The organism is Jeongeupia chitinilytica (assembly GCF_014652315.1).
Lineage (GTDB): Bacteria > Pseudomonadota > Gammaproteobacteria > Burkholderiales > Chitinibacteraceae > Jeongeupia > Jeongeupia chitinilytica.
In genome coordinates this window covers 20,716-34,439 of the sequence record NZ_BMYO01000002.1, presented here as the reverse complement: position 1 = coordinate 34,439, position 13,724 = coordinate 20,716, and the positions used below count along the sequence as shown (strand labels likewise).

Sequence of the window (13,724 nt, the reverse complement as noted above, 5' to 3'; positions counted from 1 at the left end):
GTCGTCCTTACTGGGTAATCCGTTCCGGCAGGCTCAACTTGCGCAGGCTGGACAACTGCAGCGGATTCGGGCCGCTGACCATGCGGTAGTTGACGCGCACGACTTCGGCATCACCGGCGGCACCCTTGCGGATCGCCCAGCTCAGCGTGCCGCTGTTGTTGTCGCTGCGCTCGACATGCGCTTGCGCCAGCAGCTTGGTCCAGCCCATCCGCCCTTGCTGGTTCGCCACCACCGCACTGGCACCGTTGAATGCCACAACCTGAATGCGCGCGCCCTGGCTGGCGCCCGGATTCGGCCAGCTGAAGCTCTGCCACGGTTGCGGGCCGTTACGGTAGCGCAGCGTCTGGCCGTCGATCTCGACAACGATCTCCGACAAGCCCGACGTCGGCACCGGTTGCAGTTCGAACTTCGCGTCCGAGCCGTCCTGCGTCAGCGTCGTCCCGGCATCACCGAGTCGTGCCGCACCGGAAAGGAAGGCCGGCTGGAAGCGGATGCCGAGGTTGGCCCAGGTACGCGGCACCAGCACGTCCCCCTTCTTCAGCACCAGACCGTTCAGGTACTTGTCGACGAACTTGTCGAGTGTGCCGTCGTTGGGTTTGACGAACTTGGCGATGTCGCCGAGCGGCGCTTCGGCCTGGCTGTCGGTGAACGGATACTTGGATGACAGCGCCTTCCACTGCCCGTACACCTCTTTGTCCCACGCCTGGTTCAGATCCCGCTCGACCGGCGGCAATAGCACGGCGTAGGTCTGAACGAGCGGACGCACCAGCAGCGGACGGACCACTTCGCGCGTTTCCGCATCGGCGCTGCCGAGCATGGTGTTGTCGACGTACTGCAGCGTATCGGCCAGTTCGGAACCGCTGCCGTTCAGCGTCGCCTGCACCAGCTGCCGTGCGCCGCCGCCCTGGTCGTCGGTCGAGGCAATCTGCACCAGCTTGCCCTTGAGCTTGCCAAGCTGGTCGAGGTAACCGTTGATCGGCGCCGGCGAGCCTTCGTTCAGCCGTGCGACGGCGACGAACTGGCCGCCGACCTCACCCTTCTGGCCCGGCTGTGCGGCTTTGGGCTGGGTGCCGCCGTTGATCAGCGAGGTCGTTTTCTCCAGCACCGACTGCTTGGCGTTCTCGAGCTTGTTGCTCAGTTCGGACGGGTTGTCCCACGCCGTTTCGAATGCTGCGCGCGCAATGATCAGCTTGACCGGCGACGTCTGCGGGTCGGCAAGGCGCGTCATGCCGGCAGCGGCCTGGTTCAGGTCGGCAAAATCCTTGACCGCCACGCCCTGGAGGAACTTCTTCCATTCGCGGGCATAGTCGGCGCGATACAACGCTTCGAGTTCGGCGCGGTTCTTTTCCAGATCGCCGTCGCGACCGAGGTTGTCCTGCAGCGAAGCCGCCAGCACCCAGTCGTCGCTCTTGATTTCGCCGCGGCTCGCTTCGTCGATCGCACCGCGCATGTACTTGTCCCACGCTTCGCGGGTGAACGCACCCGGCACCATGTAGCTGCCGGCAACAATCTCCCCGTCCTTGCCGTTGAGGATGCGGGCGACCGTCAGCGGCTGGAAGCGGGTATTGGCACGCGCCTTCAGCTCGTTGTACACGCGCTCCTTGGCCGACAACCGGCGCAGCGAACCACGCAGCACTTCACGCGAACTGCTTACCGTCGCGGCGTTGTTGTCGATCGTCGGCAGATCAGGCTCCTTGATCTGCGAGACGTAGAACGCGACGATGCGTTCGGCCAGCGGGTTGATGTCCTCGAGCGGACGATCGCTGCGCTGCTGCTCCAGCCACGGCCGCCAGTAGCGCGGCAGCTGGTCGGACAGGTGCGCTTCGTCCATGCGGGTCTTGTCGTGCAGCATCAGGTAGGTCTTCAGCGCGTTGTAACCCTGCTCGAGTTTCACTTCGCCCTGGACAGGCGCAGCAGCAACGCCGGAAGCCGCTGCAGCGGTAGCCTTTTGCAGCGGCGTGATCGCGCTGAGGTTGATGACAGGCAGGCCCGGCTTCCTGACTGCCGGTTTCCTGACCGGTGCGCGTGGCGCAGGAACCGGCGTCGGTGCCGGCGCCACCTTCGGCGCGGCTTCGACCGGTTTCGGCGCTTCGGGGGCCGGCGCGGCCACCTTGATGTTGACCAGCGCGGTTTCGAGATTGGCCTTGACCGGCGCGAGCATCAGCTTGCGCACGCCCTCGAAGTAGTCCTTGCGCAATGCGGCCTCGACCTCGGCGCCGCGATACAACCCCATGCCGATCTGCCACGGGTGGCCTTCCTTGCGGTACTGCTGCAGCGTTTCGAGCCGCTTCTGCAGCATGTCGAGCGACTTGAGCCGGTCATAGATCTGCCCGCTGGCCGCCAGTTTTTCCGCCTTCACGCGCTCGTCGGTCGCGGCCGCAATCAGTTTCTGGTTGCCGATGTACGACCACGTCAGTCCGCCGGCAACGACCGCCAGCACCGACAGACCGGCGACGAGGCCGGCGAGGCGCCAGCGGCTGCCGCTCGGCCGGGTCTGCCGGGTGATCAGATGCTGGTCTGGGAAAATCACTTCGCGGAACAGGTCGCGCAGGAAGTAGCTGTACGACGCAGGCGACTGACGCGTTTCGAAGCCCGGTTGCGACAGGTCGAACTGTCCGGCGACGCGGGTCGCCGCGCCGATGCGCGGCACGCCTTCCTGCAGCGCACTGGAGAAGTAGAAACCGCGCAGCAGCGGTTTGGCATGGTAGGGATCGTCTTCGTGCAGCAGCGTGACGAAGCGGCAGATCGACTCCTTCAGCGCATGGAACTCGACCGGGAAGGCAAAGTAGGCCGGCTTGGCATTCGGGCCACGGTGCTGCAGCAGCTTTTCGTCGCCCATCTGCGACAGGCCGCGGTACAGCTGCTCGAACTGCTGGCCGGCAACGTGGCCGATGTTGAACCCGGCGCCCTGATCGTGGCTGAGCGTTGCACCCCAGACGCGGTTGCGCTCTTCCTCGGTCGCATCCTCGAAGAACGCGCCGAAACCGCCCAGCAGGTCGACCTTGGTGAACACCAGGTAGATCGGCACCTGCAGGCCGAAAATGTCCTCGATTTCGTGGATGCGCTCGCGGATCTGCCGCGCGTAGATCGCAAAGCCTTCGGACTTGTGCTGCGCCAGTTCGGGCAGGCTGATCGCGACGAGGATGCCGTTGACCGGCGCCTTGGCACGGTGCTTTTTCAGCAGCTTGAGGAATTCGAGCCACTCGACGCGATCTTCGCTTTGCGTGGCATAACGGCCGGCCGTGTCGAGCAGCACGCCTTCCGTCGCGAAGAACCAGTCGCAGTTGCGCGTACCGCCGACACCCTGGACGCCGGCCTTGTCACTGAACGGAAAGGTCAGACCGGACTGCAGGATCGCCGTGCTCTTCCCCGCCGCCGGATGGCCGATGATCATGTACCACGGCAGCTCGTACAGCGCCGCATTGCCGCGCGCCTTGCCGATGCGCGAACTCTTCAGCGTATCGATCGCCCCCAGCATGCGCTGACGCAGCAGGTTGACTTCGGCCCGCTTGTCGGCGCTGGCCCCCATCACCGCGTCATCGGCCTGGCGCTGCAGCATCTTCTCGATCAGCCCGCCGGCCCGGTTGGCGACCATCTGGCCGATCAGCAGCGTCAGCACCCAGAGCAGCATCACCCCGAAGATCCAGCCGAAGCGCGCTTCGGGAGAAACCAGACCGAGGAAAGGCCCGATGAACCAGATCAACGCGATCAGGATCAGGAAGCCGACGGCCGATGCGACCTTGGCGTTTTTCATCCAGCGTTTCATTGTGTACACAACCTCGTTACTTGCATTTCAAATGGCCTATCGCTTCGCGCGGGTCAGCGAAGCGATCGAGCCGGGCACTTCGATGTGGCCGTAATCCTTGAAGCTCCAGCGGCCACCCCAGGTCAGTTTTGCCGCATCGGCTTCCTCGCCGAGCGCGGTGTAGGCCTGCATCGCCCACGGGTCCCGCTCCGAGATCACGATCTTGCCGTTGCGCATCGGTGCCAGATCGACCGCCAGGCCGTACTGGTGCTTGCTCTGTCCGCCCTTGGCCTTGGTCACCAGGTTTTCCTGCGAGGCCAGCGAATCCTGCCGTTCGGGGCTGCGATAGCCTTCAAGCAAGGCCAGCGGATAGCCGCGGGCCTCCATCCTTGCCATCAGCGCCAGCACGCGCTGGACGAAGTCCGGATCGAGCCGGCTCCAGTCGCGGTCGGCACCGGCCAGTGACGGGCGCTCGCTGGTGACGAACATCGACGGCGGCAGCGGCGGCGGCGGAACGAGCTTTTCCTCGGTCAGCGCCAGTTGGATGTTGCGCAGCGATGCGTACTCCCGCGGCCCGAGATCACCGAGCACGTGGTAACCGGCCAGACGCAGCGTCAGCACAACCACCATCGCGATCAGCAGCAGCGACAGCAGCAGCAGGCGCCCCCCCCGCCAACGCGTCGGCGTGACACCGGCGGGCGTCACCGGTCCGGACACCGACTCGACGACCGGCACCGGCTGCGCGCGTGGCACGGCAACCGCGTCCATGTGCGGCGCAGCCGCATGTGCGACGGCCGATGGCGCCCAGTAAAAGAAACGCCACCCGATCCAGGCCAGCGCCGCCAGCAACAGCGACAGACCGGCCAGCAGCAGGACAACTTCGTTCAAATCGACCACTCGTCAGGAAACAGACGGTTAAATAAGAAAAACCTTAACAACAAGACAGAATTTACCAAGCAAAAATCAAACGCATTTCTTTCTGATTCGTTAAAAATTTCGGAGGGAATGTATAATATTTTTCCCGTCACATCAAAGTCATCTGAACGAGCATGGACATGAAACATCGCTTTTTTGTAAGGAAAAAGCCCGTTCGCTGCCTGATGGCCGCCTTGGCTGTAGCCACGCTGGCAAGCTGCGCTTCCGGTCCGAAGGAGTACGCAATCCAGGGCGAAGCCGCACCGGTCATCAATCGGGACACAGGCGGAAAGCCGCTCTCGATCGTGGTCCGCGTCTACCAGCTCAAGGACGCAGCCGAATTCAACAAGCTGACTTTCGATGCCACCTCAAGCGGAAAGCCTGACGCAGAGCTTTTAGGCAATGACCTGATTTCCCGCAGCGAACTGGTACTCGTGCCGGGCAGCAAACAGTCCATCAAGGACCTGATCAAGCCGGAGACCCGTTTTGTCGGGGTCGTCGGCTATTTCCGCAAGCCGGATCCGCACTACTGGCGCTTTCTGGTCGATGCCGGCGACGTCCGCAGCGACGGGCTGACATTCAAGGTGCAGGACTGCTATCTGCAGGTTCAGGTGCCCAAGGCCTTGCCGCAGCCGGGCGTACCGGCCGCTTTCAAACCTGACTGCGGCCCGGCCCCCAAAGCCGCCGGTCGCCGATAAACGCCCAGCCCGATTTGCAAAAAGGAGACGGCGAAGCCGCCCGAAGCATGCTCGACGCAAAACGCATCCTCTGGGGAGAAGGCATGTTCCTTCGCCCCCAGCATTTCCAGCAGCAGGCGCTGCATCACGCCAACCAGCTGACCCATGCCATCCACAGCCACCAGCGGCACCCCTGGGGACTGCAGGCACTCGAACTCGACGACGCCGCGCTGCGTGGCGGTCAGGTCCGGGTCGATGCGCTGTCGCTGCGGTTCCGCGATGGCACCGCCTTCCGGGCGCCTGCAAGCGAGCCGCTACCCCGCTCGCGCGATCTGGCCGAAATTCCGCAACTCGGCGTCGAAACCACGCTGTACGCCTGCCTTGCGCACCTGATGCCCTACGGCGGCAATACCGTTGCCGATGCAGCCGGCAGCAACCGGCCGACGCGTTTCCAGAGCCAGCAGCTGGCCAGTGCCGACCTGTACACGCAGGCACTCGAGGCCGACCTGAGCACGCTCGCACTGGACGTGCGCCTGATGGTCGAGGAAGAAAACCGCGACGGCTACGATTCGGTGCCGATTGCGCGGCTGGCCAAGAACGCCACCGGACAGTGGCAGCGCATCGACGACTACCTGCCGCCACTGCTGACCGTCAGCGCCGCCGAACCGGTGTCTCGCCTGCTGCGCCGCCTGCTCGACATCCTCGTGGTGAAAAGCCAGGCGCTGGCCGGTGCGCACCGCGAGCGCGCCAAGAACGTCATGGAATACGGCACCACCGACATTGCTTCGTTCTGGCTGCTGCACACCGTCAATCGCAATTTCGCCCGCCTCAACCATCTGGCCCGCTGCGAGCCGCTGCACCCGGAAGAGCTCTATCTGGCGCTCGCCGAGTTCTGTGGCGAACTGCAGACGTTCTCGACCATCTATTCGCTCGGCGATCTGCCGCCTTACCGGCACGAAGCGCTGTCCGACGTGCTGCCGGTGCTGGACGTACAGATCCGCGAATTGCTCGAGACGGTGATTTCGGCGCGGTACGCGGTCATTCCGCTGAGCCAGCCCAAGCCCTCGTTCCATATCGGCCGGCTCGAGAGCGACCGGCTGATCGACAACGTCGACTACTACCTGTCGGTACAGAGCGACCTGCCGGCCGCGCAGGTGATCGAGTCGGTACCGTTCAAGTTCAAGGTCGGCGCGCCCGACGACGTCGAAAAGATCCTCAACTCGGCACTGCGGGGCGTCAGTCTCGCTCACGTCGGCCAGACGCCGTCGGCAATTCCGGTCCGCGTCGGCAACCATTACTTCGCGCTCGAACCGCGCGGCGACATTTTCCAGCGCATGCTGCAATCCCGCTCGGTCTGCATCTACGTACCGCAGACCCTGGCCGAACTCCGGCTCGAGCTGATTGCCGTTTTCCGCTGACCCCCATTTACAAGGAAACGGCATGAACGCGCCCACCGAGATCGCCCACCCGCTCAGCGTCGAGCAACCCACTGCCCCCGCCCTGCGCGACATGCTCGAGGACGGCACCTATCTGCTGTTTCTGCTGCGTGACGGCAATGCACCGAACAGCGCGGCCGAGTTCAATCGCCGCGTCGACCAGTTCCTTGCCCAGTTCGAACGCCACGCCCGCCAGTTCGGCAAACCCGGCGAAGCGATCGACCAGGCCAAGTACGCGTTCTGCGCGTTGATGGACGAAATCATCCTCTCGTCGGATTTTCCGCTGCGTGAAGAATGGGAGCGGATGCCGCTGCAGCTGCGCCTGTTCGGCGAACACCTCGCCGGTGAAGGTTTTTTTGACCGGCTGGAAATGCTGCGCCTCGATCCGGCGAAGAACGTCGAAGCGCTCGAGGTGTTCCAGACCTGCCTGCTGCTCGGCTTCCAGGGCAAGTACCTGCTGGAAGGCAGCGAAAAACTCGGCTACCTCGCGCACCGGCTCGGTCAGGAAATCCAGCAGGTCCGGGGCGGCAAGGCCGAATTCGCACCGAACTGGAAGCTGCCGCAACGCTTCCAGGCCTTCGTGCGTCACGAATTGCCGCTGTGGTTGTACTTCGGCGTACTGGCGATTGTTGCCGTGGTGATCTTCGTTGCTTACCGCATGCTGCTCGGCCAGCAGGTCAGCAGCTTCATCGGCGGATGAGTCGCGCCGGTGTTTCGGTCCAGCCGTCGATTCTGGACCGCCTGCTTGACGACGAACCGGACCGCCCGCAAACGGGCGGGTGGATGCTGTTCGACATGGCCGACTTCAAGCGTGCGCTGGCGCGGGACCTCGAAGCCCTGCTCAACACGCGGACGATCGACTACACCGAAGTTTTCGAAGCGCATCCGCTGGCTGCCGAGACCATGGTCGGTTTCGGCATTCCCGACCTGTCGGGCGTCAGCCTGCTGAATCCGGAAGACCGCGAGCTGTTGCGCGAGCGGATACGCAAGGCGATCGAACGGCACGAACCCCGTTTGAGCCGGGTCCGCATCTCGCTCGAAGCGCCTCGCGAACTCGAACGCGCGCTGCGCTTCCGCGTCGACGCCATCCTCAAGGTCCATCCGCACAAGCCGCCGGTCGCATTCGACGCAACGCTGCAGCTGTCGTCGAACGTCTACAAGATCCGTCCGGGCGGCTGAGTCCGCGTACGGCTAGCGTGGCCGGCTGTTGAATTCGTCGAGCAGCTTCTGCTCGCGCAACAGCTCGAGTTTGTCCTGCTGCTTGCCGTGGCGCACCTTCAGCGCCTCGTAGGCCTTGAGCTTCTTCTCGCACTCGGCAAACCGGGCCAACGCGGCCTCGCGCTCAGTGGCAAGCCGGGTCACCTCGGCGGTCTGTTGCCTGGTCGCATCGTCGAGCTTGCCGAGAAACAACTGGTAATCGCGGAACTGCACCACGCTGATTCCGGTCTGGGCGCTTTGCGTGAGCTTGCGGCGATACTCGTCGCAATAGTGCTGGATCTGCGCCAGCCGGTCGCGCGCACCCTGCTCGGCCGCCTGTGCGGCCTGCAATGCCTTGGCTTCGCGCTCGCGCGCCTCGGTCGCGAGCTCGAGCAGGAATTCGAAGCGGAACTTGGCCATGCCCTATGATCCGCTCATGCGAACAGTCCGGCCAGCTTGGTCCGCGCGCCGGCATAGCTTTCCTGTTCGTGAATCCGCTGCTGCAGAAATCCCTCGAACGCCGGATAACGCCGAATCGCTTCGTCGAGCAGGCTGTCCGAGCCGGGCACATAGGCCCCGACACTGATCAGGTCGCGCGAACGCTGGTAGCGCGAGTACAGATACTTGAAGCGCCGCACCAGTTCGAACTCCTCCGGTGCGACGATGTCGTGCATGACGCGGGAGATCGACGCCTCGATATCGATCGCCGGATAGTGGCCGGACTCGGCCAGTTGCCGGCTCAGCACAAAGTGGCCGTCGAGAATCGCCCGCGCGTTGTCGGCGATCGGATCCTGCTGGTCGTCGCCTTCGGACAGGACGGTATAGAAGGCGGTAATCGAACCGCCCCCCTCACGGCCGTTGCCTGCCCGCTCGACCAGTTGCGGCAGCCGCGCGAACACCGACGGCGGATAGCCCTTGGTCGCCGGCGGCTCGCCAACCGCCAGTGCAATTTCGCGCTGTGCCATCGCATAACGCGTCAGCGAATCCATGATCAGCAGCACGTGCTTGCCCTGATTGCGGAAGTACTCGGCGATGCTGGTTGCGTACGCGGCGCCATAAAGGCGCAACAGCGGCGGCGTATCGGCCGGTGCGGCGACAACCACCGAACGCGCCAGCCCCTCGTCGCCAAGAATGTTATCGATGAAGTCCTTGACCTCGCGACCGCGTTCGCCGATCAGCCCGACGACCACGACATCCGCCGTGGTGAACCGCGCCATCATCCCGAGCAGGACCGATTTGCCGACCCCGGAACCGGCGAAAAGGCCGAGCCGCTGGCCGCGCCCGACGGTCAGCATCGCATTGATCGCACGTACACCGACGTCCATGACGTCGCGCACCGGCTCCCGGTCCATCGGATTGTAGGCGCGTGCGAACAGCGGCGCGTAGGCATCGACCTGCAGCTTGCCGCGTCCGTCGAGCGGCCGACCGAGGCCGTCGAGAATCCGCCCGAGCAGCCCCCAGCCGACCGGCACCTGCCGGCCATGATCCTCGAGCCGGCGCGCCGGCGGTTTGGGGTTGCCGTACTCGGGCATCCAGGCGGCCACATCCTCGTGCGGCACCACCTCGGCGCCGGGCTCGACGCCATAGACTTCGCTGATCGGCATCAGGAACAATCGGTCGTCGTTGAACCCGACGACGACCGCCTCGACCGGATGTCCACCCGGGGTCATCACTTCACACGATGCGCCAAGCGGCAGTTTGAGCCCCGCCACCTCGAGCACCAGACCCGAGACACGGACAAGCTTGCCGCGCGGTTTCCACGGGCGGACCCAGCGGACCGCGTCACCGCAATCAGCCAGGTACTGTCGGCAGACCTGCAGGCGCTCAGCCACCGCTGGCCGCACCGTCCTGCGGCGACACCGGTGCGTCCCAGTTCAATTCATCGCGCCCGGCGCGGTTCAGGACGCGCAACAGCGTACTCCAGCGGGCCGACAGTGCCAGATCGATCTGGGTCGAGGCGGTCTCGATCCGCGCATCACCGGCGCTCAGGCGCGGATCGGCGATCAGCCGCCAGTGTTCGCCGGACAGCTCGATCGCCAGCATCGGTTCGAGTGCGCTCAGATCGTCCGGGTGAAGATAAAGCCTCGACGTGCCGCTCGCCGGCGGAATGCCGGACAGCGCTTCGACAATCGCCGGTAGCAACAGCTTGCGGTCGGCAGCGACTTCCTGCCTGACCAGTTCGCGCGCCAGCACCAGTGCGAGATCGAGCACCGATTCGGCCAGCTCGCGCTCGGCCCCGGCGGTCACGTTCTCCAGTGATTGCAGGACGTTCTTGAGTCGGCCGATCTCGTCCTCGGCAGTCAGACGGCCCGCCTCCAGCCCGGCGTCGAAACCTTCGCGCATCGCCTGCTGCTCGATCGCCTCGATCTCTTCGGCGGTCGGCAGGCTGACTTCGGCCATCGGCAGCGTCTCGACCGGCATGCGCTCCGGCTCGGCCGGGATCAACGGTTCGGGCTCGACCACCACCGGCGGTACGGGCGCAGGCACGACAGGCATCGCAGGCTGCCGCGCGCGCCGCTCTTCGTCGATGCCGCCAAGCTCCCAGCGCTCCCAAGCGGTGAGCTCCTCGCGCGGAATGACGCGCCGATGCGGGCCGGCCATCGCTTACTCGACCAGTCCTTCGTCGCCCTTGCCGGACAGCACGATCTGTCCTTCGTCGGCAAGTCGGCGGACGATCTTGAGGATTTCCTTCTGCTCGGCCTCGACTTCGGACAGTTTGACCGGCCCCTTGGCCTCGAGATCGTCGCGCAGCATTTCGGCGGCGCGCTGCGACATGTTCTTGAACACCTTGTCCTTGAGGGCTTGGCTCGTGCCCTTGAGCGCGACGATGAGCGAATCGGACTGGATTTCGCGCAGCAGCATCTGGATACCACGATCGTCGATATCGAGCAGATTGTCGAAGGTGAACATCTTGTCCTGGATCTTCTGCGCCAGCTCCGGATCGTAATCGCGGATGCTCGAGATCGCCGATGCCTCGGTGACGCCGCCCATGAAGTTGAGGATTTCCGCGGCCATGTGCACACCGCCCATGGCGCTCTTCTTGATCTTGTCCGATCCGGACAGCAGCTGCGTCAGCACGTCGTTCAGCTCGCGCAACGCCGCCGGCTGCACCCCCTCGAGCGTCGCGATCCGCAGCAGCACGTCATTGCGCAAGCGCTCGACGAAATGCGCGAGGATCTCCGACGACTGGTCGGGTTCGAGATGAACGAGAATGGTTGCAACGATCTGAGGATGCTCGTTGCGGATCAGCTCGGCCACCGCCGCCGAATCCATCCACTTCAGCGATTCGATGCCGTTGTTGTCGTTGCCCTGCAGGATACGGTCGAGCAGGTTGGCGGCCTTGTCCGAACCGAGCGCCTTGGTCAGCACCGAGCGGATGTACTCGTCCGCGGCGCCGAGATTGGCACGGCTCTCCGTCGAGGCAACAAAGTCCTCCAGCGCAACATTGACCTCCTCGCGCTGCACGTTCTCCATATTGGCCATCGCGAAGCCGAGCCGCTGCACTTCCTTCGGCCCCAGATACTTGAACACCTCGACCGCGGCTTCTTCGCCCAGCGTCATCAGCAGGATCGCGGCCTTGCGCACGCCTTCTTCGTTCACTCAACCCACCTTGTTCGGATTTGCCGCTTCTTCTTCGCGGGCCATCCATTCGCGCAGGATGGTCGCGACCATGCGCGGATCATTCTTGGCGATTTCCTTGCCCTGCTGCAACCGGTCGGCAAACGCCGACAGCCGCACATTGTCTTCTTCGGCTTTTTCCTGTCGCTGCGCGGCATGCGCCTCGTCGGCGGCCAGTGGCTCGCCCAGCTCCAGATCGACCGGCTCAGGCAGCTCACGCGCACGGGCAAGGTCACGCATCAGCGGCCGGACGACGAACAACAGCAGATACAGTACCGCCAGCGCAATCAGGCCGAGCTTGAGCAGGTCGGTCATGTTGGCACGGGCAAAATCGAGTGCCTTCTCCTGCAGCGGCTTTTCGGCCAGCGGCTGCGAGTCGGCAAATGCCGCATTGACGAGGTTGATCGAGTCGCCGCGGTCCTTGTTGAAACCCATCGCCTCGCGCACCAGATCGTTCAGCTGCGTCATTTCCTGCTGGCTATACGGCACGTAGGTTGCCTGGCCGCTCTTGTCGCGCCCCGGCTTGTAGTTGACCACCACCGCCGCCGACAGTCGTTTCACATTGCCGACCGGCTGCTTGACGTGCTGGATCGTTTTGTCCAGCTCGTAGTTGGTCGTGGCGTTCTTGCTGCTGTTGGTGTTGCCGGTACTCGATGCGGCAACATCGGAGGCCAGCGGCACACTGATCGGCGCGACTGCGGCGCCGGGGGGCTGGTTCGACAGTGCGCCAGGCACCCCGCCAACGGCCTCGGTAACGTTACGGCCCAGTTGCTCGGCAGTCTGCTGGCTGCGAATGGCAGCCTCGTTAGGCGGACTGTTCGGCTTGAAGGTTTCGCTGGTCTGCTCGACTTCGGCAAAATCGACCTGTGCCGTCACCTCGGCGCGGACATTTTCCTTGCCGACGATCGACGCAAGAATGGCCTGAATGCGCTCGACATAGTTTTTCTCGATCTGCTGCACGTAGACGAGCTGGCGAGCATCAAGGTTGGGCTGGTTCAGGTCCTGTGGTCGCGACAACAGATCGCCGTTCTGATCGACGACGGTCACGTTCTTGGCCGGCAGATCCGGAATGCTGGCCGACACGAGGTTGATCACGCCAGCGACCTGACCGTTGTCGAGCGAACGCCCCGGCTGCAGGGTCAGCAATACCGATGCGCTGGGCTTTTGCTGGTCACGCAGGAACACCGTCTGCTTGGGCATCGCCAGATGGACACGGGCCTTCTCGACGACCGAGATCGTTTCGATCGAACGCGCCAGCTCACCTTCGATGGCACGCTGATAGTTCACCTGTTCGGCAAACTGCGAAACCCCGAACTTCTGGTTGTCCATGATCTCGAAGCCGGCATTGCCGGCACGCGGCAGACCCTGGGCGGCCAGCTTGAGACGCGTGTCGTAGATCTTGTCGGCAGGCACGGAGATGGTTCCGCCAGCATCGAGCTTGTACGGCACGTTCATCTGCTGCAACGACTGCACGATGGCGCCGCCGTCTTTGTCGGGGATATTGGTATAGAGGATGCGGTAGCTGGGCGTGCTGCCGAGCAGCCACACGCCAACCGCTGCAGCAATCAGCACTGCCGCGCCGATCATCATGGCGAGCTTGCGGCCATTCGGGATGGCGGCGAATCGCTGACGCCACGCTGCGGCCCCCTGCCCCGATCCGAGATTGCCGCTGGTCGCGCCCGCTTCAGCCATAGAAAATCAAACTAGGATAGTTGGAATCATCAACACGCCATTCTAACTGTTTTCAACCTAGCACAGTAAGCCAGCACCGAAGTGCATCATACCTGCATGTTCATCACTTCCTGATAGGCGCTCACCAGCTTGTTGCGGACCTGCACCATGGTCTGGAAGCTCAGGCTGGCCTTCTGTAGCGACACCATGACGTCCTGCAGGTCAGCCTCCGGGGCACCGGCCTGAAACGCGGCTTGCTGGGCCTGCGCGGATTGCTGCATCTGGCTGACCTGATCAAGCGAAGACTTGAGCAAGCCGGCAAAATCGGCACCGCCGGTAGCCTCCGCTGCGGGCGTACTCTGCCCCGCCGCCTTGGCCGACATGGCCTGCAACTGTCCGAGCAGCTGGTCGATACCCTGAACGCTCATGAATAATGTCCTGATTACGAATGATCTTGATCAAGCA

General features: G+C 63.9%; 12 protein-coding genes. 4 read left to right on the top strand and 8 right to left on the bottom strand.

Annotated elements, in window-relative coordinates:
- Positions 1–7: 7 nt before the first annotated feature.
- Positions 8–3,754, bottom strand: a complete 3,747-nt coding sequence (tssM, locus tag IE097_RS03350) for a type VI secretion system membrane subunit TssM (RefSeq protein WP_189458737.1) — start codon at positions 3,752–3,754, stop codon at positions 8–10.
- A 48-nt stretch (positions 3,755–3,802) separates the two neighbouring features.
- The gene (locus IE097_RS03345; protein ID WP_229797406.1) at positions 3,803–4,633 is read right to left on the bottom strand and encodes a M15 family metallopeptidase; all 831 of its coding nucleotides are present in this window, start codon (positions 4,631–4,633) and stop codon (positions 3,803–3,805) included.
- Positions 4,634–4,800: 167 nt separating this feature from the next.
- Between IE097_RS03345 and tssJ the strand changes: the two genes are divergently transcribed.
- The 4 genes from tssJ to tssE are packed head-to-tail and all read left to right on the top strand — an operon-like array spanning position 4,801 to position 7,952.
- Positions 4,801–5,358 (top strand): type VI secretion system lipoprotein TssJ, encoded by a 558-nt coding sequence (gene tssJ, locus IE097_RS03340; RefSeq protein WP_189458736.1) that lies wholly within the window; start codon positions 4,801–4,803, stop codon positions 5,356–5,358.
- 47 nt (positions 5,359–5,405) lie between these two features.
- The gene (gene tssK / locus IE097_RS03335; RefSeq protein ID WP_189458735.1) at positions 5,406–6,755 is read left to right on the top strand and encodes a type VI secretion system baseplate subunit TssK; all 1,350 of its coding nucleotides are present in this window, start codon (positions 5,406–5,408) and stop codon (positions 6,753–6,755) included.
- A gap of 22 nt (positions 6,756–6,777) precedes the next feature.
- Positions 6,778–7,473 carry a type IVB secretion system protein IcmH/DotU gene (gene icmH / locus IE097_RS03330; protein ID WP_189458734.1) on the top strand — a complete coding sequence of 232 codons (696 nt, stop codon included), beginning with the start codon at positions 6,778–6,780 and terminating at the stop codon, positions 7,471–7,473.
- Complete coding sequence (tssE, locus tag IE097_RS03325) at positions 7,470–7,952, top strand: type VI secretion system baseplate subunit TssE (RefSeq protein ID WP_189458733.1); 483 nt, start codon at positions 7,470–7,472, stop codon at positions 7,950–7,952. Before icmH ends, tssE begins: the two co-directional genes overlap by 4 nt.
- Positions 7,953–7,964: 12 nt before the next feature.
- Here tssE and fliJ read toward each other — a convergent pair whose 3' ends face one another.
- The 6 genes from fliJ to fliE all read right to left on the bottom strand — a co-directional run bounded on the left by fliJ (position 7,965) and on the right by fliE (position 13,687).
- Positions 7,965–8,390, bottom strand: coding sequence for a flagellar export protein FliJ (fliJ, locus tag IE097_RS03320; RefSeq protein ID WP_189458732.1), 426 nt, complete (start codon positions 8,388–8,390; stop codon positions 7,965–7,967).
- 14 nt (positions 8,391–8,404) lie between these two features.
- Positions 8,405–9,802 (bottom strand): flagellar protein export ATPase FliI, encoded by a 1,398-nt coding sequence (gene fliI, locus IE097_RS03315; RefSeq protein ID WP_308429675.1) that lies wholly within the window; start codon positions 9,800–9,802, stop codon positions 8,405–8,407.
- Complete coding sequence (locus IE097_RS03310) at positions 9,795–10,571, bottom strand: FliH/SctL family protein (protein WP_189458731.1); 777 nt, start codon at positions 10,569–10,571, stop codon at positions 9,795–9,797. Before IE097_RS03310 ends, fliI begins: the two co-directional genes overlap by 8 nt.
- Positions 10,572–10,574: 3 nt before the next feature.
- On the bottom strand, positions 10,575–11,531 hold the full coding sequence (gene fliG, locus IE097_RS03305; protein WP_373295731.1) for a flagellar motor switch protein FliG: 957 nt from the start codon (positions 11,529–11,531) through the stop codon (positions 10,575–10,577).
- Between the two features lie 39 nt (positions 11,532–11,570).
- A complete protein-coding gene (gene fliF / locus IE097_RS03300) occupies positions 11,571–13,280 on the bottom strand; it encodes a flagellar basal-body MS-ring/collar protein FliF (protein ID WP_189458729.1) in 1,710 nt (569 codons plus the stop codon).
- Between the two features lie 86 nt (positions 13,281–13,366).
- Positions 13,367–13,687: a flagellar hook-basal body complex protein FliE gene (gene fliE, locus IE097_RS03295; protein WP_189458728.1), complete on the bottom strand. Its 321-nt coding sequence runs from the start codon at positions 13,685–13,687 to the stop codon at positions 13,367–13,369.
- Positions 13,688–13,724: the final 37 nt, after the last annotated feature.